Origin of the sequence: Faecalicatena contorta (genome assembly GCF_021531995.1) — a bacterium.
Lineage (GTDB): Bacteria > Bacillota > Clostridia > Lachnospirales > Lachnospiraceae > Dorea_A > Dorea_A contorta_A.
The window spans coordinates 1-21,248 of record NZ_JAFBIZ010000024.1; the positions used below are offsets into that span (position 1 = coordinate 1).

The window sequence follows — 21,248 nt, forward strand, 5'->3', positions numbered from 1 at the left end:
TCTATATACCTTTCCTAGCACTCTGATTATTATGCCAAAAATATTGAAATGAGGTTTTTCAATATCTATAACTTCAAACTGTGGAACTGCGTTATAGGTATGCAAACCAATCCATTTCTTTTTCTCTGCAATTTGCAAATCTTCCGGAGAAATATGGCGAAAAACATTCTGTAATCCTTTATCAACAACTTGATCCGGACACATCTCGCTAAAAATTAATGCACCTCCGTATCGTTGAGAACAATCTTGCGAAACCCGAATCAACTTCCCAGTGTGAACAAAGAAACGACCACCACATCGAGAACGGTCAATATCTTTTTCATGAATTTGATATTTCTCCGAAATACTGAATTGATCATCAAATTTCAACAGATAATCCTTGTGATTCTCTTCGTCTGCTACATCTGTGGTAATCGCATATAAGACACCTCTATTTTCAAAAAAAGTAGTATCAACCCACATGACATTTTCCGCAATAATAGTATGTTGCTCCCATTTTTCTGGAAAATTCACCGCTTTATACAAAAGCAATTTATGCCCTGCACTCGTTTCCGGCAACATATAAATCCCATCATCTCGTATAAACACATTAGGATATGACATATGAAACGGTTCGCAAATTACTTTCTTCCACGGAGTAAATCTGTCGTTCTCCCATTTTGTATAACCGATTGCTCCTCGTCTTTTGATGTAATCGTACATCTCTGCAAAGATATATGTATTTCCTTCATATTGTAGGACAAACGGATCAGCTTCCCATGTTCTCCACGTATTAGGAATTACCTGAAAAGGAGATTTCACATTGTCTAAAATTTCGCCTTCTGGAAGCTGCCGAAAAGCAACATTCCACCCATCTTCTAATAGTTTTGAAAACAATTTAGTCATACTCACTCCCACAAATTTTCAAACAGTTTTTGAACATCTTCAACAGTTTTTTCTGTCATAAAGTCTTTACCTCGAATAACTGCCTGATTCTGATAATGTTCCAACAGTTTTTGCTCGTTCATTATCGCCACAATACTCTGTAACAAAGACTCTTCATCATTATGTGTTACAATTCCATATTCTTGATTTTCACCAAGCAACTCTGTCATTCCAGAAACCTTTGTAGTCACAACTGGAATGCCTAAAATCAACGCTTCCGTAACAGCAGTTGAAAAACCTTCCGATCTCGAACAACACACAAATAAATCACACTGCTTCATATAAGCATACGGATTTTTGTGGTATCCCAATAAAGTAAAAGACGCCTCTATGCCGTACTGTTTTGCTTGTTTTTCAAGTTGCTCTTTCTCCACGCCTTCTCCCAAGATATATGTATGCACCATATAGCCATCTTCTCGGAGGCGTTTGTGTATATTTAGAAGCCTATCAAAACCCTTAACCGGATATAGACTTCCCATAGCACAAATTTTGAACTCGTCAGGAGCAAAACATTCTGTTTGAATTACTTTTTCAGACATTTCAAGAATCATATCCGTTTGGTTAGTATTGTATGCTACAACACCTTTTATATCCAACTTAAAAAGATTCATAAAAGCAGCCTGCACATCCTTTGAAACAAATACAATTACATCAAAATTGGAATAGCACTTCTTAGCTTCCTCAACGTTTCGGAATAATCGTGCTGCATCTTCCAAAGAAGTCATCGTTCTGTGAATCCAGCACATTTTTTTCGTAGTGCCGTCCTTACAGCCACTGACGATTCGGGCAGTTTGACCCTCTAGATAAGAAACAACAATATCGTATCTTTCGCCAACTAAGTGTCGATACAAAAACTCTGGAGAAAAAATTTTGAGCAAATGAGAAACACCTAGAAAAGATCGCTTAAAACACGTTTTATAATGTATGTGCGACGCAAGTGACTCCCTGTTCACCCCTTCATTATATAAGGTCATTACAGTGATATCGTACTTAGAACGATCCATATTATTAACCAGATTTACAAGCACTTTTTCAGCACCGCCATGTCCAAGATTAGGAATTAAAAATAAAATATGAATCATTGTTTTATCCACCTAATAATTTATTTTGCTTGAAGATGCCGTTTGTGAAAAACTTCATATAAACAATCCGGGATGACAATTTTTATCAATTCTATCATAGCATTTTTTACTGCATAGACATACATCCATACCGGCAACTCCAACATTTTATAGCCTAGAAATGTAGCATATATGCCATTCATCCTAGCTGACACAGTTCTTCTATGCAATGCATTTCTATCATCTCGCATTTTATATAAAGGCTCCTGGATATTGTAACCTACATATCCTTTTGCGTAAAATTTATACCAAAGATGATAATCCTCTACACGCAGAAGCCGAGGATCTTCAGTATATCCCTCTACATCCAAAAAAGCTTCCTTTCTAATCATACATGGTGCATGACAAAACATTGGAACATGAGTAGGAAAGTCTCTCTTCTGCGGCTTTTCTAACGTTGTAATACATCCCCACTCGCCACTCTCATCAAAAGTAATCATATGCGAACTGACTAAATCATATTCAAGATGATTATTCAATATATCTACTTCTTTTTCAAAACGCTCTGGAACAGATATGTCATCTCCATCCATTCTTGCAATATAATCTCCGTCTGCCAGTGCCAAACATTTATTCAATGTAGCGTTAAGCCCCAAATTCTTCCCATTTTTGATTACCAGAAATCTCTCCGGATCATTTTCAGCATACTCTTTTGCAATTTCCCAAGATGCATCTTTAGAGCCGTCATCACAAATGATGAAATGCCAATTTGAATATGTTTGTGCAATTATGGAGTCTATTGCCTCTCTTAATGTATTCTCACAGTTATATATTCCCATTAAAATGGATATTTTCTTATCTTCTTGCATCTCACTTACCTCGAATCTTCTGAATTCCCATCAACAAAAAATATAACCCCAACGTATTCTTATGCTCAGCAAAGCCAAAAAACACTCTCCAATGAATAGGAAAGTATGATTTATTGAGTATTTTAATTGCTTCAGCACATTTTTTTTCAGTTATTATTTCCCTAATTTCCTCCAGTTGCCTCTTTATACTGCCCACATTGGAAACAGCATTAATTCCCAATGGAATCACACTCAAAGCGATTCTGTTATTTAATGCCTGCCTATAATTCCCTCCTAACTGATGTTCTATAATATAATCATCTAGAACTTGAAACAGCTTTTGCCACTGATTTCTTAACCTTGAATTATATGAACTTGTTAATGAGCTGCTTACAGTTCTACGATAATGGTATAAAGGTTTGTTAATAAACATTGCATTACGAGCATAAAAAAAGAAATCCAAATTGAATAATCCATCCTCATATGTACCTATCTCACGAATGTCATAAAACCTAATTTTGTTTTCTTGAATAATATCTGTCCGGTACAACTTCCCCCACACAGTACACAAAGCATCTGCATCTTCTGGTCTACGCAATTCATCATCTAAGATTCCAACCATTCTGCGATGCAATTTATCCCTCACTACCACGTCAGAACCAAACACAACATCTTCTTCGAAAATCTGTTTATCCTGAGATTTCCCTTTCCGTTCTCTGGTGTACGACCACATAACTACGTCATGATTACCCTTCAAAGCATAATCTATTGCAATTTCACAAGTATGTAAGTCAATCCAATCATCACTATCTACAAATAAAACATATTCACCACAGACGTTATCCAATCCAAGGTTTCTAGCTAACGAAACTCCCTCATTCTGTTTTGTAATCACCGTGACGCGGTTATCTTGTTTCGCGTATCTATAAAGTATTTCCAATGAATTATCCGTAGAATGGTCATCTACACATAATACCTGCAAGGCTTTATATGATTGTCCCAATACACTTTCTAAACACTGTTCCAAATGCTTTGACGCATTATATACTGGAATAACAATTGATATTATTGGCTGTTTTCTCATTTCTACTTACAACCCCCATACAACGGTAACTTGATAATGATAAAAAATCAAATACAAGATAATCATCACCAAATATAAAATCCTAGCCGATTCTTTGGTGAAAATATTTTCTACTTCCCAGGGGAGCAGGATATAATTGTACAATGAAACGAATATTGGCAATCGGCCCAAAAACAATCCACTAGAAAAGGCACTAAGTCCATATAACCCTAAACAAGCAGCGGACATATTAACACACATATTTATCATTCTGTTATCAACTAAAGCTATTCTTCTTCTGAAAACAAACGCAATCAAAGCTGGAATTGAATAAACAATAACTCGTTGATAACTGGTACCTTCTGTACCTAGAAACTGATCTATTTCGCCGCTGTACTGGGTATTTTCCATGACAATAGTTATAATATCCGTGAAATGGTCGATAAAGGCCACTGCTACTAGTACTCCTCCCAGAAACAACATTGTTTTCTTATTAAAAGGTTTTCCTTGTACAATAAAGATAATCGGAATCATCATCAATGCGGTTGCATGAACAGTTGCTGCAATTAAAATAATCACAATTACAGGTACATACTTTTTTTTAAGTATTAACCCTGTACATGCAAAAATCAAACAAACTGCAAGAAATTGACGAATGCCATTATAAGTCCACTGAATATAGTCTGTCGAAGCAACAAACAAAAATGCCGTCATAACAAAATTGCAAGAATACTTCTTATATACGCAGAACACGCAAGTAAGACAAATAGTTGCAATAATAAGGAAATAAATCACATCTCGATTTCCAATTATCGACTTAATTAATACCGAAAAAACGGTAAATCCTTTGTCTTTTGAAGCCTGATTAAAATATTCAGTTAATCCACTTAAAGAACTAGGTAACGAATAAAATCCAGAACGATATGCAGATGTATCACCGAACCCCAGATCTGCTCTTGTGCCCGCCATGTAGATAAGCGGCAACAAGATTGCCAACACGGGGAACCAGTCATACCTAATTTCTTTTTGTCCATAAGAATCCACTATATAAGTCTGTTTACTTACACCCGCTAATAATGCAACTGCAAAAATGAGAACAAACAAATACCATTGAAAAACCACACACCACACCTCACATTCACATCATACTTCTATACAGAGCAGCCATTTCATCAAGCACCGCTTCTCTGCCATATCGCTGGATTTTTTTTAAATTATAACTTTCCATATCATCTAATGCTAACTTGTCACTAGCTACCGCAGAGATAGCTTCTACAAAACCATCAACATCATTTGGATCAACAAGATAGCCACCTTTTCCTGTATCAATCAGATCTGTATTACCTCGAATATTAGATGCTATAATTGGCAGGCCACAAGCCATTGCTTCCATAACTGCAACTGGAAGCCCCTCCTGCAATGAAGCAAACAAAAAGAGATCCGCTGCACTGCAAATACGATAAACATCCTTTCTAAATCCCAGAAAATGCACCTGATTTTGAACTCCTAACTCTCTTACCTTCGCTTTTAATTCTTCCTCCTGAATTCCATCACCGCATATAAACAGATGAAAATGTGGATTATCCAACTTTGCAACCGCCTGTATCAATACTATATGGTTTTTCCTCTTAATAAGCTGAGCTACAGAAATCGCAAAAATATCCTTTTCATTCAATCCTAATTCTTTGCGAACTGCTTGTTTTTCCTGCAAAGTTGCCTCAACAAATTTGTGCAAATCTAATCCAACTCCATTAACCATTGCAACTTTTTTTGCTTTAAATGTTTTAGCTCTGAGATAATCTTCTTGATTCATTGTAATCAACAAATCAGTCCTATGCGCTAATATTCTCTCAATTGGATAATAAAGCAACCAATTGATCACCGGTGCACCTTTATAAAAGTGAAACCCATGAGCCGTATATATTACTCTCGTTCCATTTTTTCTGCTAGCTCCTGCAGCTAATCTTGTAATCACGCTTCCCATCGGAGTGTGACAATGGATAATATCATAATGATTGTTATCTATTAATTTTTTTAACTGCACATATGCATTCCAATTTCCTTTTTTAATTGGGCTCCTTTCAAACGGTAGACAGTAAAAATTATCACAATAGGGAATTATACAATCTGCCGGATTCTCATAATCGTTATTAGCAGCAACATCTACTTGCCACCCTTGATCATGGAACCATTTTATAAAAGGTTTATGAAACATATTTATATGCAAACGAACAACTGTTGCAACAAATAATACTTTTTTCATTATCTCATCCTTTTAATATCCTTTTTACCAATTTATCGTTTTTTCATCGTTCCGGTTCCGCCTTCTACCACTCCGTCGCTTCGAAGTACAGAGAAGATCGTCCCAAAGAAACAGCGAATATCCATCCATAATCCCATGCGCTTCACATAATCGCCATCCAGTTTAGCTTTGTATTCAATCTCCAGTTCATCACGGCCATTGATCTGTGCCCACCCGGTCAGTCCCGGCTTCACGTCATTGGCCCCGTAGCGGTCTCTTTCTGCAATCAGATCATCCTGATTCCAGAGTGCCGGTCTGGGACCGATCACTGCCATGTCCCCTCGGACGATGTTCCACAACTGAGGCAGCTCATCCAGGGATGTCTTGCGCAGGAATCGCCCTGTCTTCGTAATATACTGTTCCGGATTCTCCAGCAGATGCGTCGGTTTGTCATGCGGCGTATCTACTTTCATCGACCGGAATTTATACAGTTGAAAATACGTTTTATGTATCCCGACTCTCTTCTGACTGAAGAACGCGGGAGCAAATAAACCATCTTCTGCCTTGATTGCGATGATGATTGCCAGATAGACCGGAGACAGGACGATCAGTCCGATCCCTCCGAGTATTCTGTCTGCTACATTTTTCACTTTCATATAACACAGCTTTCGCTTCGTGACCATATTCGTTTTTCTCATTCCCTGATATTTCCTTTTACTCACATTCTGCTTTGATATCCTTATTCTATCCCATTCTTCAGGATTTGTCCATTTTAAGGATATCCCCTGTCATGACAAACAGGACAGAAGCCCTCTTTTTTACTTCTGCCCTGTAGTTATCTGTATCTATACTTTCGGATGGTACGTCGGAACCACACTTTCCACGATCAGACGCATATCATCCGTCTCACGCTCTGCTGCGTTCTCCAGCACATAGAGTGCGTAAGACAGTTTATCCTCATCCACGTCGATCGGATGTCCGATATGGATCAGTTTATTCGGCGTGTCTGTCATGCCTTCCTCATCCATCAGAAGTTCTTCATATAACTTTTCTCCCGGGCGAAGTCCTGTGAATTCAATCTCGATATCCTGCCCCAGCTTCAGTCCGGACAGACGAATCAGATTCTTTGCCAGATCCAGGATCTTGACCGGCTCACCCATATCCAGGACGAATATCTCTCCACCTTCTGCATAGGCGCCTGCCTGAAGCACCAGAGACACAGCCTCCGGAATCGTCATAAAGTAACGGATGATGTCCGGATGCGTCACTGTCACCGGCCCTCCATGTTCAATCTGCTTTTTGAACAACGGAATCACGCTTCCGTTGCTTCCCAGGACATTTCCAAATCGAACTGCTACAAACTCTGTCTCAGACCGTTTGTTATAGGTCTGAATGATCATCTCACAGATACGCTTGGAGGCACCCATGATATTGGTCGGATTGACTGCCTTGTCGGTAGAGATCTGTACGAACTTCTTCACATGGAAGCGGTCTGCCATCTCCACCAGTTTATATGTACCAAGGACATTATTCTTAATGGCCTCGTTCGGACTGTCCTCCATCAGCGGCACATGCTTATGTGCTGCCGCATGATAGACGAGCTCCGGATGGTATTTTTTAAAGATGCTTTCCAGCCGGTTTTCGTCCCGCACAGAACCGATGAGTACTACCAGATTCAGCTCCGGATGATTCCTCAGCAGTTCCTGTTGAATGTCATACGCATTATTTTCATAGATATCGAAGATAATCAGCTGCTTCGGATGATGTGTGGCAAGCTGTCTGCACAGCTCGCTTCCGATAGAGCCACCGCCGCCGGTAACCATAATCACTTTTCCGGAGACATAACCCATGACTTCATCCAGATTCACCTGGATCTCTTCTCTTCCCAGCAGGTCATCGATGCTGACCGGGCGAAGCTTGCTTACACTTACTTCTCCGTTGACCAGCTGATAGACCCCCGGAATGATCAGAAGTTCACATTCTGTCTCCTTGCAGATGTCAAGAATGGGGCGAAGCGTCGCTGCTCCCGCCGATGGAATCGTCACAATGATCTGCTGGACATTATACCGTGTGACATTCCACTTGATCGTATTGCGGCCTCCCACAATCTTGATTCCTTTGATATATTTTCCCTGTTTTGCCGGGTCATCGTCAATGATACAGCATACCTGCTGATTCAGATACTGACTGTTCTGTATCTCTGCGATCAGGGCTCTGCCGGCTTCTCCGCCGCCAATCACCATGACACGCTTGCGCTTTCTCCATGGAAATGCACGGTTATGCCTGCGCATGCGAGCCATACGGTAGACGAAGCGACTGCCGCCGATCAGGATCATCAGATACAGGACGTCCAGTACATACCAGCTTCTCGGCATAACACTCCATGTAACCGCTATAATGCCTATCTTAAACAGCTCTGACAGGAGGCATGCCAATATGATACTGAATACTTCTTCTATACCGGCATATTCCCATAGACTGCTGTATATGCGAAAAACGATAAATACAAGTAATGTAATAATGATGAAATAAATCTCATATTTTGTAATCACATCCAGAAATTCCTCCGGGATGGAAGAAAACTGAAATTCAAATCTTGTCAGCAGTGCCGCCACAGACGCACCTATAATGCACGCAATATCCAGAATGATCAGACAGATTCTTCTTATCAGTAATTGATAATTAAACTCTTTCTTCTTATTTTCCATAGTATTTCCTTATTTCTATCTGGCTGCTTATTTTTCTTGGTCTAATGATATATTATAGCATATATTTTTGCGTGATGAGCCATGAATTATTACATCATCCATCCTCTTATGCCCGACCCTTTCTGATCAAATGTCTGATATATAACATTTTTTTCAGGTATCGCCGCCAGCGGATCAGCCTCAGCCATTCTTTCTGAAATATCCGCCACAAAAGGTCTCCCTCCTGCACTTCCTTCCCATTCCTTCTGGCTTTTCGGACGATCGCTCGCATCTGTTTCCTTTGTATCGGACCCTCTATGTCACAAAGGTTTTGATTGTCTCCCACCAGGTCGTACCCATCCGCTCTGATCCGGCAGATACGGTGGAGAATGTACTGACCATTTTCACGCTGATATAATATGATATCTCCCTTTCGGACCTCCCGGGTAATTGGTGACAGCAACACCTGATCGCGTTCATGAACCAAAAATGGTTCCATGCTGTGTCCTACTACCACAAGTAAAACTTCATTTCCCTGTTCAACCATATCCACCAGTGTATCAATATATGCCTCTGTTTCTAATATTTTCATTCCATCTCCTACCAGTTTTTTTCCGGATCATCCATCTCGATCAGTCCGTACTCCAGCATGGCATTCGTGAATCCAACCGCATCTTTTGCAGCGGTCTCTGCGTCTACTTCAAACTCTTCCAGTTCCATCTCTATCAATTCTGAGATATCCTTCGCTTGCGCGTAATGCTCCAGAAGAAATCTTCCTGTCGGAGATACGGTTAACAGACCATTGTACTTCATCGCTTCACTTCCGGTTGCAACGATCACGTCCTGCCCTGCAATATTTCTTATCATATATTCCTTTTTCACTCTCATCTCTTATCCCCGCATTCTATTGATGTCGCCAATCTCTTCCGCTCCTGTTGAAGCAGTGTAAGCAATGCTTCCGTCATGCGGCAAAGATATTCCGGGCTCTGATCCCAGGCATCGGTTTCGGCAAGACTTGCCGCAGAACAGATATGGCACAATATACGCTTCTTGCACGCACAACACTTTGATGGATTGCAGATCTGTGCGCCTTTCGTCCCGATCTCTTCCCAGCATGCGGCAAACCCCCGCTCCAACACCTGCGTTCCTTCTATATTAAGCATTCCACACGGAAGCATCTCTCCCTTCCAGTTGATCCAGAAATGATTCTTGGACGCAAAGCAGGAGAATCCACGCGACCGGTTCATATAAGGCTCTTTCTGATATGCTTCATACTCCTGCAGCTTAGATTCCACCCATGCTTGATACATTCCCTGCTCTTTCAGGCTGATCCTCGCATTTTCAAGAATCATGCCTGCCGCCTCTTCTGGTTCAAACCTCAGAAATTCCTCTGTATTCACGCCGTTCTTCCGAACCGGTGGGAACATATAGGGAGTCACCTGAATCGGAACATCCATCTCATCAGCTATGCAATGCATTGTTTTCAGATCTTCAGAATTCAGTGGAGTCAGGGAACAATTTAATTTCACCGGAATTTTTCGTTCTTTCAATAATCGGATTGCCCGCAAAGTGGCTGCATACCCTCCGGCATCCCCACAGACTCGTTCATAAGTTGAAGCACTTGCGCCATAAAGCGATATATTTACCTTCCGGGGCGGGTACTTCTGCAGCAGATCTGCCCGTTTTTCCGTAAGCAATGTTCCGTTGGTATTTAACATCACCACTATTCCGCTCTCGCCGAGCCAGCGATATAACCGGTCGAATTCCGGGTACAGAAATGGTTCTCCGCCGGTAAGAAGCAGATACAGAAGTCCCTTATCTCTTGCTTCTTCTGCAATCCGAATCCATTCATCTGCACTTTGAATTCTCCCCTGTCGCATCATTGCATCCGGTGATGTTCTGATATAACACATTTTACAATTCATATTGCAAAGTGGTGTCAATTCAAATGTTCCCGCATAAGGCACATGCATTGCTGCCGCGCGCAGGGCAAGCATGCGTTCTGCACTGCCCAGTTCTTCTATAACATCCACAAATATCCTCCTGGTCGATTAAGAATTAAGATCGTTATATAGTTCTATGATTTCTTAGATATGAAGTATTTCTCTTGCGCAGGTTACAGCTTCTATGTCCGGAGTACACGACAGTTCGTAGACCGGAACCTCCGCTGCAAGCATGTTGATCTGATTCAGTACCATATCCACAAACTCGGGGTTCCATTGATTAACCGTCATCTGGGACCAGAGCAGACGAATCGCTTCCGCTGCATCTATCCTGCGCATGTGATTGTCTTTTGCCTGTTTCAAGAACACAATTGCATGCAGCGGACTGGTAATATTCCTGCAGATGCCTGACGTACCTGAAAACGGGAATCCGTAGACATACCACTTTTCTCCACATTTTCCAAGGGCCGAACGATCACCATTGACCAACAATGCCCCCGCATAAGCTTCCCAGAGTGCCCCCTGCGTACTTTTTCCGATTCCGGAGTCTCCGGAGAACAAGATCCCCTTTCCCTGAACCTGGATATAACAACTGTGGAATACGATTCTATCTTCCTGTATCAGACGTTTTTCCAGTGCACACACGTTAAAAAGATAATTCCTTCTGTAATTGCGGCGCAGCCAGCCTTCCTCACAGAATACCCGTATTCCGCGATCCTTCCCTTCACTGTAGAACGCATAAGGCTGCTTTATGATGCCATCGTGATAGATGCGGACTTCTACATCCCCGGAACCCCGGACCGTACAGGTATCACTCTCCCAGATCGTCTTGCCTCCTGCAGGCGGAAGCTGTGCCAGTGGATAGATATGGATCGGATTCCCGGTGTTATCATCTTCGGTTCTCCAGAAGCGATTATCCTGAGATTCTTCAATCTCTTCTGCATATGCCGTTTCCGTCAATAATTCCTGATCGATGTCCACGATCAGATTCAAATATACATCTGCGACACATATCCTCACATCAATCCCTCCGCCCTGTCACATGATTCTCTGAAAACTTTCGTAAAGATGCCCTTTTCTAATGTAGAAAAGGGCATCTGAAACTGTAGATCCGATTAACAAAAATAATATCATGACTGGAAGTAGTTGCTGTAATCTGCCACCGCAAATGAGCCGGTATGCTCGTGAGACTCTCCCTTAAAGCAGAAATGTGTTCCTTCACTGCAGATCTTACCGGAAACGGTAGATCCACCAGCCATACTCCTAGCTAATAATGCTGCATAATCTGCCTGAGTATACACATCATGGGTACATCCGTTCTCTTTATTTCCGTCCGCAAATATGGTGCCATCCAAGCTTACTTCCCAGGTATGTGCTCCTGGAGAACAATTTTTAGGAGTATTTGTATCTGCCATTACACAATGCACTCTTGTTCCTTTAATTGTGATCGGATCCACCTTTCCGATCGGTGTCTTTCCTGCGTCAGCACATGCTCCCGCAATCTGACTTGTCAAACTGTATGCTTCAAATGCAACAACTGGTGTTGTATAGACTCTCTTCATCACATTCATCCCCTTATTTTTTCACTCTTGAGTTTCATTATCTTCTTCTCTTACAGATAATAAATGAATATTTATTCACATTTACATCTATATACATATACAATACCATATATTCCTTTTCTGTCAACACTTTTATAATCAATAATACCCTATTCTGACTTATTTTATTTTTTACAAACATTTCACCCTCTTCTAACCATGCCTTTCTATGATTTTAATAATCGTTTCCTATAATGCACATTGTAACAATTCACAGAACAAAGGAGACGATTTCTTATGCACACAGGATTACAAAATAAGAAAAAATGCATCATCATGATCTGTTCTCTGCTTGCAGTGATTCTGCTCGCAGTTGCCGGACGCATGTTTTATCTGCACTATATGGAGCTAAAGAACGGCACTCCCGCCTACAGTCAGGATGCGGTCGACTGGAGCGATGATATGGATGCGGATGCCGAAGAGGGATACATCACCATGCCGGGATATGACACCGTTTCCATGAAGGCAGGCGAGGATACCTCCAATATCGTACTGACCAATCCGGAGTCCAACCAGTGTCTGTTCCAGTTTCAGCTGATTTTAAAAGATACAGATGAGATTCTCTACACTTCCGATATGGTCAAGCCCGGCAAAGCGATCATGAACCAGAAGCTGTCAAGGGCTATGGATGAGGGCGACTATAACTTTATCATCCGGATCAATACATTTTCCCCGGACGGGAAGACATCTTACAATGGGTCTGACATTGAGACCACTTTACACGTTTTTAAGGGTTGATCCCCTTAAAAAGATGCAGGTTCAGGATCTCGTCTATAAGACATCCAGATTCCCATATAGATCCTGTGTATATCTGCACCACACATATATACTTTGAATATGAAGGAGGAATGAATCATGAAAAAAAGAATTGTAACATCTATGCTTGCGCTTGCTCTTACATTAGCAGCAGTCGCACCAACAGCGGTTCACGCAGCAGAAACACCTGGTATCCAGCCCGGAACGGTAGAATGGACAAGAATCGGTAACTCTACAGAGAACTTTGGTCTGTCTCTGAAGTACGAAGACGCTCTGAAGCCAGCTTATACGATCAAGGTTCCACAGTCCCTGAATATGCAGGAAGACGGTACCGACGTATGGGTAGAAGTATCCAATGTTAAGAACATGGTAGAAAACGGAAAATATCTCTCCGTAAAAGTTCGTGACACCTGGTCTTCTTCTTTCCCGAAGAATTATCGTGATGATGATCATAAGTACAACCTGTACTGTGGTTATGAATTCATGAAGTACAATGTACAGCCAAAGCTTACTGACGGATCCTACGGCGCTGCTCTGACAGACTTCGATCAGGAAGTACTTGCATTTACAGAAGACGCTACCAAGTACTACCGCGTAACTCCTCTGGATGATACCAAGACAGCAGACAAGCCTTACTGGTGGGGCGCGATCAACTTTACAGTAAGTGTAGAAAACCTTCCGGCAAACCAGTAATCCGGACACAAACGAACAGCGAGGAGACATAATATATGAAATTTCGAAATTTATTAGTGACTTTCACTGCATTCACACTTCTTGTCTGCGCTGCAGTCCCAGGTACTGCATTTGCTGCGGATCAGGCGACTGAACAGACCACAGAAGCATCTACGGAATTCTCTTATATGAAGCAGAATACCCCGACCTACACAATATCGATTCCATCAACCCTCTCTCTGGCAGATGAGGGATCGCCGCTCACCATCACAGCATCCGACATCTCGTATCTCGGCGGCAAACGAATCTCTGTGACGATCGCGGGAACTGATTACTACCGCAACCAGCTGGTACTTACCGGAAAAACATCCAAGCCGTCTTACTCCAGTGTCCTTCGCTATCAGCTCATCGCACCGGACGGCAGTGTGATCGAGACGACCGGCAAGGATACCGCAACCGGCACAGAACTGGCTTCTTTCACTGAAGCAGGAAGCGTTACATATACGGCCAAGCCAGTCAGCCAGGGCGCAGGTATCAATCTTGAACCCGGGATCCCGTACAAAGGAACTATGACATTCGGCATATCACTGGTTGAATAATCCCTTTACAGAAGGGTGTCTTTTAAGCTATGTAGAGCTTGGGGGATGCCTTTCTTTTTTATTTTCCCATTGACAATTCTTAATAAATATATTATATTACATATACTCTTTGATTTATTATTTCTATTGTTTCTATTCTTATATCTTATCCTTCACAATGCGAATCCTTTCTCCCAAGTCTCACTCACAAAGGAGCCTTGCCTATGCAAAACAACCTGAAAGAACATTTTCCTATCATTCGAGATCGCAGTGAAATACTTGATTTGATTCAACATTCATCCCCGCTATCTTCTGTCTTCTACAGTTGGAAAACAGAAGACCAGGAACGTTTTCTCGATTATTGTACCGGTGTTCGCGGTCTCAAACTTCTATATGATTCTTTTTTCAAAGCACTCTTCAACCCCGACGTCTCAAAGGAACGGCTTGAATATCTGCTTTTTCTCATCCTCAACATTCCAATAAATATTTTGAAGGTCCTTCCCAACGAGTCAGCCCGTATCTCCGCTGAATCCTCTCTGCTTATTATGGATATTGTAGTAGAACTCGAAGACGGCAGCATTGCCAATATCGAGATGCAGAAAATCGGTTATGCCTTTACCGGCCAGCGCAGTGCCTGCTATTCCGCAGATCTTCTCCTCCGACAATACAAAAGAATCAAAAAGCAAAAAGGAAAGTCTTTCCACTACAAAGACATTCACAAGGTCTTTACTATCGTGTTTTTCGAAAAAAGCACTTCTGAATTCCACCAGTTCCCCGACACATTCATCCATCATTTCACCCAACAATCCGACTCCGGACTCCACCTGGATCTTCTTCAGGAATATATCTTTATTCCCCTTGACATTTTCCGAAATATATTCAATAATAAAAATATATTAACCACGAGTAATCTGGAAGCCTGGCTTGCTTTCCTCAGTATCGATGATCCAGATACGATACTGAATCTCATTCAGGTGTACCCTTACTTCGAGCAACTATACCGTGAAGCCTACGAACTTTGCTTAGACTTGGAAAGGATGATGAATATGTTCTCTAAAGAACTTCTACAATTAGACAAAAACACCGTTCAATACATGATTGACGAAATGCAGGATCAGATCAGTGAATTGCAAGAAACGATACGGCAGCAAAACATCTCCCTGCTTGAGAAGGATACTGCCTTGCATGAGAAGGATTCGTTTATTCTTTCTCTCCAAAGCGAAAACAAACGTTTAAAATCCAGACGTTTATAGTTCTGCATCTTGTGCATAGTCTATATCCTGCAATTCTCTCTCTTCTTCTGCTTCCACCTGGACGCAGTTATGCCTGCGAATAATTTTCCGCCCACCTTCATCTCCCTGGAGTTCCAGAAGTTCTGGTATCAGTCTGGCGGAAAACATCGTCGGGCTCCCGGGCTTTCCATGATACACCACAGAAGCAGTCTCCACATTCAGTCCCGGTTGATCTGCCAGACAGGCCAGTCGTTCCAGTGTGTTTTCTGACAGGCACGGTTGATCTGCCACAAAGAAGATCAGATAATCTTCTTCTGATATTACCTGCTTCAGAACCTGAATTCCTGCTTTTATTGAATACGACATCCCCTTGGGACTGTCCGGACTGTATACCACCGGAATTCCCTCTTCTTCCATCTGTGAAAGGATCTCTTCATATTGTGTTACAACCAGTACAGAGCAGTTTTCCTGCCTTTTGCAATATTCCCGTATCATATCCAGCCCATAGCGATACAATGGTTTTCCTTTATATGGATGTAATAGTTTATTTGTGCCAAAACGGCGGCTGTTACCAGCCGCCAGATATATGATATATTTATTCATCTTCCAACCCCATGAGTATCTTCTCCGGAGTGATCGGCAATGTTCGATGCCATACTCCTGTTGCGTTATAGATGGCGTGTGCCAACGCCGGAGCCGGTGTATTAATTACGATCTCTCCAATAGATTTTGCACCAAACGGCCCTGTCGGTTCATAGCTGGATTCAAATTCCACTTTTAAATGTCCCATATCCAGCCGTGTCGGAATCTTATACTGCATAAAGGAGTTTTCCAGAATTCTTCCTTTATCTGAATATGTGACGTTTTCGTAAAGTGCCATTCCGATTCCCTGTACCAGGCCTCCTTCTGTCTGAATCCTTGCAAGATTCGGATTGATCGGAGTACCGCAGTCTACCACTGCAACGTAATCAAGGATATCCACTTTACCAGTCTCCTTATCCAGCTCGATCTCTGCCATTCCTGCCATATAAGGCGGTGGAGATACCGGTGAACTGTGCGTTGCGGTTGTCTGAACCACAATCTCATTATTCGCCATCGACTTCGTAGCAATATCAAATCTGGAGATGCATCCTGTTCCATCCAGCTTTCGGACACCATCCCCTGTAAATTCCACCTCTTCCACCTCACAGTTCATCATACCGGCAGCGATCTTACACATATTTTCTTTTAATTCTTCGCAGGCCATCTCTACCGCTTTTCCTGTGATATAAGTAGTTGATGATGCATAAGAGCCGGAATCGTATGGAGAGGAATCCGTATCTGCTCCATAGACCTCAATCTCATCAATCGAACATCCCATACATTCTGCTGCCATCTGTGCAAGAATCGTATCGCATCCGGTTCCCATATCTGCTGCCCCGATGATCAGATTGTAAAATCCTTCATCTCCAAGCTTCACCGTCGCAGAACCGACATCCAGATTTGAGATGCAGGATCCCTGCATTGCCAATGCCATACCAGCCGTTCGAACCTTTCCATTGCCCATATCACGTACCGGATACTTTTCATCCCAGTGGAACAATTCTTTACATCTTTCCAGACAGCGATCCAATGCACATGCCTGTGCCTTTTCTCCGTAATACGCCGGCATGACCATGCCCTCACGCACGATATTCTTCATACGCAGCTCGATCGGATCCATCTGAAGGCGGGCCGCCAGTTCGTTTACCGCGCTCTCCAGAGCAAAAATCCCCTGCGTTGCACCGTATCCACGGTAGGCGCCTGCTGCCTGCACATTCGTATATACCACATCATAGGCGAACCTGTGTGCTTCCAGTCCCCCTGTATACAGTGGAATGGATTTGTGACCGGACAAGCCCACCGTTGTCGGACCATGTTCACCGTAAGCGCCTGTATTGGACAGGGTATAGACGTCCAATGCACGTATTTTTCCTTCCTTTGATGCGCCAAGTCTCACATGAACTTCCATCTCGTGGCGTGGAGTAGCTGCTGTCTGACACTCTTCTCGTGTATAGATCATTTTCGCCGGACGCTTTGTCTTCCAGGTAACAAAAGCAGGATACACCTCTGCCACCACCGTCTGTTTTGCACCAAACCCGCCGCCGATCCTCGGTTTTTCCACCCGCACTTTTGACTTTGGAATATCCAGTGCATTGGCTATAATACGTCGGCAATGGAAGACGATCTGTGTCGAGCTGATCACATGCAGTCTTCCGTATCGATCGATCTCCGTATAGGTACGGAAGGTCTCCATCATCGCCTGCTGACAGGCCTTCACATGATACGTATGATCCACGATCTCGTCACAATCCGCAAGTACCGCATCTACATCTCCATCCGAAGACACTTCACTGGCACACAGGTTTCTCTGATTATCTGCTCCAACAGGGCACAGCGATTCCCAGTTTTCTTCCGGGTGCACCAGAATCGGATTGTCCTTTGCCTTTCGAAAATCCAGCACCGGCTCCAGCACCTGATAGTTCACCTTGATCATCTTCAGCGCTCTGTCTACGGCTTTTTCCGTCTCACCAGCCACGATAGCCACAACATCTCCCACATAACGCACCCTCTGATCCAACAGCAGACGGTCATAAGGAGAAGGCTCCGGATAGGTCTGTCCGGCCATGGTAAAGCGCTTCTGCGGCACATCTTTATAAGTATAGATTCCTACGATTCCCGGCACCTTCATTGCAATATCCGTCTTAACTTCTTCAATCCATGCGTGTGCATGCGGGCTTCGAAGTACCTTTACCACCAGAGCATCAGAAGGGGTAATATCATCTACATAGACGGGTTGCCCCAACAGGAGCTGCATGGCATCCTTCTTTCGGACGGGCTGTCCCACACTTTTCAGATTCTGTTCCATGCGTTTACACCTCCTTCTTCCAGTTCAGATATGCACGGATTCCGCGAAGCTGCCCTTCATATCCGGAACAACGGCAGAGATTTCCCGCCAGATATGCACGGATCTCATCATCGGAGGGATCCGGATTCTCCCGAAGCAGTGCGATCGTATTCATAACGAATCCCGGATTGCAGAATCCACACTGTTCGGCTCCCTGATCTGCAATGAATCCGACGAATTCTTCCGCTTCTTCCTGAAGTCCTTCCAGTGTCTGGATCACATGTCCGTCTGCTCTTGCAGCCAGAATGCTGCAGGAAAGTACCGGTACTCCATCCATCAGAACCGTACAAAGTCCACAGTTAGAAGTCTCACATCCACGTTTTACAGAGGCACATCCATGCGCTCTGACAAGATCAATCAGCAGAAGATCCGGTTCTATCTCCGAAGAGATCTTTTTTCCATTCAGTGTCAGTTCTATGTTCATGGTTAAACCTCCCGAAGTGCAAGTGCCGCACGACGTACCAGCACTTCACATATTTTCTTACGATATTCGGCTCCCGCCCGCAGATTGCTCTGGAATACCGCGCTGTCTGCAACATCCCTGGCATATGCAGCAGCCGACTCCTCCGTCACACCGCCTGCAAGTATCTTTTTCTCATCTTCAAAAACCACTGCCTTCATTGGACGCGCTCCGATCACACATGTATACTGCCCGTTGCGCTCTGCAAGTGCGCAGGTCAGAACCGGAAAGTCCGTCTCTGTATTGCGCATCGACAGATACACCGTACGTACAGGTGTCTTTGGAACAATGACCCGAACCAGAATATCCCGCTTTTCCCTTGGATAATCTGCGAACTCTTTTACGCTCATAATTCCCGCATGATATAATTCTACTTTTGCATCCAGTGCCATGAAAAGGGTCAGAACATCAGAAAAGCCAAAACGTCCGTAGATACTTCCGCCGATCGTAGCCACATTGCGAAACTGTACGCCCACGATATGACAGACTGCCTCTCTTAACGCCCCTGCGGTCATTGTGTTCAGTCCCTCATGCAGTTCCAGTGTACGAAGGGACACCATGGCTCCAATCCGATATTCCTCTGAAGTCTCTTCAATCTGATCCAGTCCAAGATCACACAGGTCGATGGCCGTTCCCCGTCTGCCATTCTGCATCTTCAGCCACAGCATACCTCCGACCACAACATTATTCTTTTTCTGGCACAGCGTGTATGCTTCTTCCAGGCTTTCGGGCCTTACATATTGTTGAAAAGAAATCATATAATCCAACCTCCGGGTTATCTATGCTTCCTCTTTCGGAAGCAGAATATTCAATATAATCGCGACAAATGCAGCCGGTACGATTCCGGAACCACCAAAGATCAGTCTGACAGTCTCCGGTAGTACCGCAAGAATTGCACCATTCGCACCAATTCCATATCCCAGTCCCAACGCAACGGATACGATCGTCATGCTCCTTGCATTCAATGGTTCCTTTGTGATCAGCTGAATACCACTCATCACAATGGATGAGAACATAATAACAGCGGCTCCGCCAAGTACACACTGCGGCATAATGGATACCAGTGCGGCAAGTTTCGGCAGAAGTCCGCACAGGATCAGAAATACTGCGCCACAGCCAAGTGCATATCTGTTCACGATCTTCGTCATCGTTACAAGTCCGACATTCTGGCTGAAAGATGTATTTGGAAGGACACCAAAGAGCGCTGCAAACGAAGACCCTACACCATCGCAGATGACTCCGCCGGACAGTTCTGTATCGGTTGCCTCTCGTCCCATTCCACCTTCAATACAGCCGGAGATATCCCCAACCGTCTCTACAGCAGTAACGACAAACATAATCAGAACCGGAATGATCGCACGCAGATCAAAGACCGGCTTCACCGGCAGTAACTTCGGGACTGCAACCCACTTTGCCTGTGCCACTTTGTCCCAGTTAAGTACCCATGCTTTTGTATATTCCACGCCCTCTGCGTTCACTGCAGTTGTAGAAAGGAATAACGGCAAAACTGCACAGATGATATAACCAACAATGATTCCCAATAAGATACAGGAAGAGCTGGTCATTCCTTTGGTTCCGTGCTTCAACGCCAGAATCACAATCATTACCACCAACGCGATCAACAGGTTCTCTACGGAACCGTAATCGCTGGCAGAAGAGCCGCCTCCGAAAGAGCTGACACCCACGCCGATCAGTGATAGACCAATTGCCAGTACTACGGTACCCGTTACAACAGACGGGAAGAATCTCCGCAGCGGTTTTAAAAAAGCTCCCAGAACCGTCTCAAAGAGACCGCCGATCATGCTGGCGCCCATAATCGCGCCATAAGCAACCACTCCGCCTCCCATAATATTTACAATGCTCTGAAATACACCGATGAATCCGGAACTGGTTCCCATGATGATCGGAACCTTTCCCCCTACCGGACCGAGTGCATACAGCTGTACCAGGGTGACGATACCGGCAATCAGCATGGCGTTCTGTAACAATGATACCTGAATTGCGGCAAAGTCCTCTGATCCGCATGCTGCGGTAATGATCAGAATCGGCGTAAGATTGCCGACAAACATCGCCAGCACATGCTGAAGTCCTAACGGAATTGCCTGTTTTAGCGGTAACTTCCCTTCAAATTCATATGGGCTGCTCATCACAGCATCTGTACTTTCCTTACTCTTATCCATGATAACGATAATCCTCCTTCATTTATGCATAATCATTATATCAGAAAGAGGATGAGAATTGGAGAGAAAAATACA

General features: G+C 43.4%; 22 protein-coding genes. 4 read left to right on the top strand and 18 right to left on the bottom strand.

The window, feature by feature from the left end; all coding sequences use genetic code 11:
- The 13 genes from JQM82_RS04945 to JQM82_RS05005 form a co-directional block, all read right to left on the bottom strand.
- A partial coding sequence (locus tag JQM82_RS04945) for a hypothetical protein (RefSeq protein WP_235248934.1) occupies positions 1 to 885 on the bottom strand: 885 nt, incomplete at its 3' end.
- A gap of 2 nt (positions 886 to 887) precedes the next feature.
- Entirely contained in the window at positions 888 to 2,006 is a 1,119-nt protein-coding gene (locus tag JQM82_RS04950) for a glycosyltransferase (protein WP_235248935.1), read from the bottom strand.
- A gap of 20 nt (positions 2,007 to 2,026) precedes the next feature.
- On the bottom strand, positions 2,027 to 2,854 hold the full coding sequence (locus JQM82_RS04955; RefSeq protein WP_235248936.1) for a glycosyltransferase family 2 protein: 828 nt from the start codon (positions 2,852 to 2,854) through the stop codon (positions 2,027 to 2,029).
- Between the two features lies 1 nt (position 2,855).
- A complete protein-coding gene (locus tag JQM82_RS04960) occupies positions 2,856 to 3,917 on the bottom strand; it encodes a glycosyltransferase (RefSeq protein WP_235248937.1) in 1,062 nt (353 codons plus the stop codon).
- A gap of 6 nt (positions 3,918 to 3,923) precedes the next feature.
- On the bottom strand, positions 3,924 to 5,018 hold the full coding sequence (locus JQM82_RS04965) for an EpsG family protein (RefSeq protein WP_235248938.1): 1,095 nt from the start codon (positions 5,016 to 5,018) through the stop codon (positions 3,924 to 3,926).
- 16 nt (positions 5,019 to 5,034) lie between these two features.
- The gene (locus JQM82_RS04970; protein ID WP_235248940.1) at positions 5,035 to 6,159 is read right to left on the bottom strand and encodes a glycosyltransferase family 4 protein; all 1,125 of its coding nucleotides are present in this window, start codon (positions 6,157 to 6,159) and stop codon (positions 5,035 to 5,037) included.
- Positions 6,160 to 6,191: 32 nt separating this feature from the next.
- Positions 6,192 to 6,794, bottom strand: a complete 603-nt coding sequence (locus JQM82_RS04975) for a sugar transferase (RefSeq protein ID WP_420370604.1) — start codon at positions 6,792 to 6,794, stop codon at positions 6,192 to 6,194.
- Positions 6,795 to 6,983: 189 nt separating this feature from the next.
- Entirely contained in the window at positions 6,984 to 8,846 is a 1,863-nt protein-coding gene (locus tag JQM82_RS04980) for a nucleoside-diphosphate sugar epimerase/dehydratase (protein ID WP_235248942.1), read from the bottom strand.
- 106 nt (positions 8,847 to 8,952) lie between these two features.
- On the bottom strand, positions 8,953 to 9,417 hold the full coding sequence (locus tag JQM82_RS04985) for a S24/S26 family peptidase (protein ID WP_235248943.1): 465 nt from the start codon (positions 9,415 to 9,417) through the stop codon (positions 8,953 to 8,955).
- Between the two features lie 8 nt (positions 9,418 to 9,425).
- On the bottom strand, positions 9,426 to 9,713 hold the full coding sequence (locus JQM82_RS04990; protein ID WP_235248944.1) for a PqqD family protein: 288 nt from the start codon (positions 9,711 to 9,713) through the stop codon (positions 9,426 to 9,428).
- The gene (locus tag JQM82_RS04995; RefSeq protein WP_235248945.1) at positions 9,710 to 10,858 is read right to left on the bottom strand and encodes a radical SAM protein; all 1,149 of its coding nucleotides are present in this window, start codon (positions 10,856 to 10,858) and stop codon (positions 9,710 to 9,712) included. The genes JQM82_RS04990 and JQM82_RS04995 overlap by 4 nt, the downstream gene beginning before the upstream one ends.
- Positions 10,859 to 10,912: 54 nt before the next feature.
- Positions 10,913 to 11,788 (bottom strand): hypothetical protein, encoded by an 876-nt coding sequence (locus JQM82_RS05000; protein WP_235248946.1) that lies wholly within the window; start codon positions 11,786 to 11,788, stop codon positions 10,913 to 10,915.
- Between the two features lie 110 nt (positions 11,789 to 11,898).
- Complete coding sequence (locus JQM82_RS05005) at positions 11,899 to 12,330, bottom strand: hypothetical protein (RefSeq protein ID WP_235248947.1); 432 nt, start codon at positions 12,328 to 12,330, stop codon at positions 11,899 to 11,901.
- Positions 12,331 to 12,606: 276 nt separating this feature from the next.
- On the opposite strand from JQM82_RS05005, the gene JQM82_RS05010 reads away from it, so the two are divergent.
- From JQM82_RS05010 to JQM82_RS05025, 4 genes are all read left to right on the top strand, one after another.
- Positions 12,607 to 13,107 carry a hypothetical protein gene (locus tag JQM82_RS05010; protein ID WP_235248948.1) on the top strand — a complete coding sequence of 167 codons (501 nt, stop codon included), beginning with the start codon at positions 12,607 to 12,609 and terminating at the stop codon, positions 13,105 to 13,107.
- 117 nt (positions 13,108 to 13,224) lie between these two features.
- Complete coding sequence (locus JQM82_RS05015; protein WP_235248949.1) at positions 13,225 to 13,818, top strand: hypothetical protein; 594 nt, start codon at positions 13,225 to 13,227, stop codon at positions 13,816 to 13,818.
- 35 nt (positions 13,819 to 13,853) lie between these two features.
- A complete protein-coding gene (locus JQM82_RS05020; protein WP_235248950.1) occupies positions 13,854 to 14,396 on the top strand; it encodes a hypothetical protein in 543 nt (180 codons plus the stop codon).
- A gap of 203 nt (positions 14,397 to 14,599) precedes the next feature.
- Positions 14,600 to 15,628 (top strand): Rpn family recombination-promoting nuclease/putative transposase, encoded by a 1,029-nt coding sequence (locus JQM82_RS05025; protein WP_235248951.1) that lies wholly within the window; start codon positions 14,600 to 14,602, stop codon positions 15,626 to 15,628.
- Here JQM82_RS05025 and JQM82_RS05030 read toward each other — a convergent pair.
- The 5 genes from JQM82_RS05030 to JQM82_RS05050 are packed head-to-tail and all read right to left on the bottom strand — an operon-like array spanning position 15,623 to position 21,173.
- Positions 15,623 to 16,210 (bottom strand): nucleotidyltransferase family protein, encoded by a 588-nt coding sequence (locus JQM82_RS05030; RefSeq protein ID WP_235248952.1) that lies wholly within the window; start codon positions 16,208 to 16,210, stop codon positions 15,623 to 15,625. The genes JQM82_RS05025 and JQM82_RS05030 overlap by 6 nt on opposite strands.
- Complete coding sequence (locus tag JQM82_RS05035) at positions 16,203 to 18,494, bottom strand: xanthine dehydrogenase family protein molybdopterin-binding subunit (protein ID WP_235248953.1); 2,292 nt, start codon at positions 18,492 to 18,494, stop codon at positions 16,203 to 16,205. Before JQM82_RS05035 ends, JQM82_RS05030 begins: the two co-directional genes overlap by 8 nt.
- 4 nt (positions 18,495 to 18,498) lie before the next feature.
- Positions 18,499 to 18,957, bottom strand: coding sequence for a (2Fe-2S)-binding protein (locus JQM82_RS05040; RefSeq protein WP_235248954.1), 459 nt, complete (start codon positions 18,955 to 18,957; stop codon positions 18,499 to 18,501).
- A gap of 2 nt (positions 18,958 to 18,959) precedes the next feature.
- Positions 18,960 to 19,751, bottom strand: a complete 792-nt coding sequence (locus JQM82_RS05045; protein WP_235248955.1) for an FAD binding domain-containing protein — start codon at positions 19,749 to 19,751, stop codon at positions 18,960 to 18,962.
- Positions 19,752 to 19,772: 21 nt separating this feature from the next.
- Positions 19,773 to 21,173, bottom strand: a complete 1,401-nt coding sequence (locus JQM82_RS05050; protein ID WP_235248956.1) for a uracil-xanthine permease family protein — start codon at positions 21,171 to 21,173, stop codon at positions 19,773 to 19,775.
- Positions 21,174 to 21,248 lie beyond the last annotated feature (75 nt).

Excerpts from the sequence above, each read along its gene's own strand:
- JQM82_RS04950 (WP_235248935.1), bottom strand. The coding sequence starts at position 2,006 with ATGATTCATATTTTATTTTTAATTCCTAATCTTGGACATGGCGGTGCT.
- JQM82_RS04955 (WP_235248936.1), bottom strand. The coding sequence starts at position 2,854 with ATGCAAGAAGATAAGAAAATATCCATTTTAATGGGAATATATAACTGT.
- JQM82_RS04960 (WP_235248937.1), bottom strand. The coding sequence starts at position 3,917 with ATGAGAAAACAGCCAATAATATCAATTGTTATTCCAGTATATAATGCG.
- JQM82_RS04970 (WP_235248940.1), bottom strand. The coding sequence starts at position 6,159 with ATGAAAAAAGTATTATTTGTTGCAACAGTTGTTCGTTTGCATATAAAT.
- JQM82_RS04975 (WP_420370604.1), bottom strand. The coding sequence starts at position 6,794 with ATGAAAGTGAAAAATGTAGCAGACAGAATACTCGGAGGGATCGGACTG.
- JQM82_RS04980 (WP_235248942.1), bottom strand. The coding sequence starts at position 8,846 with ATGGAAAATAAGAAGAAAGAGTTTAATTATCAATTACTGATAAGAAGA.
- JQM82_RS04985 (WP_235248943.1), bottom strand. The coding sequence starts at position 9,417 with ATGAAAATATTAGAAACAGAGGCATATATTGATACACTGGTGGATATG.
- JQM82_RS04990 (WP_235248944.1), bottom strand. The coding sequence starts at position 9,713 with ATGAGAGTGAAAAAGGAATATATGATAAGAAATATTGCAGGGCAGGAC.
- JQM82_RS05005 (WP_235248947.1), bottom strand. The coding sequence starts at position 12,330 with ATGAAGAGAGTCTATACAACACCAGTTGTTGCATTTGAAGCATACAGT.
- JQM82_RS05010 (WP_235248948.1), top strand. The coding sequence starts at position 12,607 with ATGCACACAGGATTACAAAATAAGAAAAAATGCATCATCATGATCTGT.
- JQM82_RS05015 (WP_235248949.1), top strand. The coding sequence starts at position 13,225 with ATGAAAAAAAGAATTGTAACATCTATGCTTGCGCTTGCTCTTACATTA.
- JQM82_RS05020 (WP_235248950.1), top strand. The coding sequence starts at position 13,854 with ATGAAATTTCGAAATTTATTAGTGACTTTCACTGCATTCACACTTCTT.
- JQM82_RS05025 (WP_235248951.1), top strand. The coding sequence starts at position 14,600 with ATGCAAAACAACCTGAAAGAACATTTTCCTATCATTCGAGATCGCAGT.
- JQM82_RS05030 (WP_235248952.1), bottom strand. The coding sequence starts at position 16,210 with ATGAATAAATATATCATATATCTGGCGGCTGGTAACAGCCGCCGTTTT.
- JQM82_RS05035 (WP_235248953.1), bottom strand. The coding sequence starts at position 18,494 with ATGGAACAGAATCTGAAAAGTGTGGGACAGCCCGTCCGAAAGAAGGAT.
- JQM82_RS05040 (WP_235248954.1), bottom strand. The coding sequence starts at position 18,957 with ATGAACATAGAACTGACACTGAATGGAAAAAAGATCTCTTCGGAGATA.
- JQM82_RS05045 (WP_235248955.1), bottom strand. The coding sequence starts at position 19,751 with ATGATTTCTTTTCAACAATATGTAAGGCCCGAAAGCCTGGAAGAAGCA.
- JQM82_RS05050 (WP_235248956.1), bottom strand. The coding sequence starts at position 21,173 with ATGGATAAGAGTAAGGAAAGTACAGATGCTGTGATGAGCAGCCCATAT.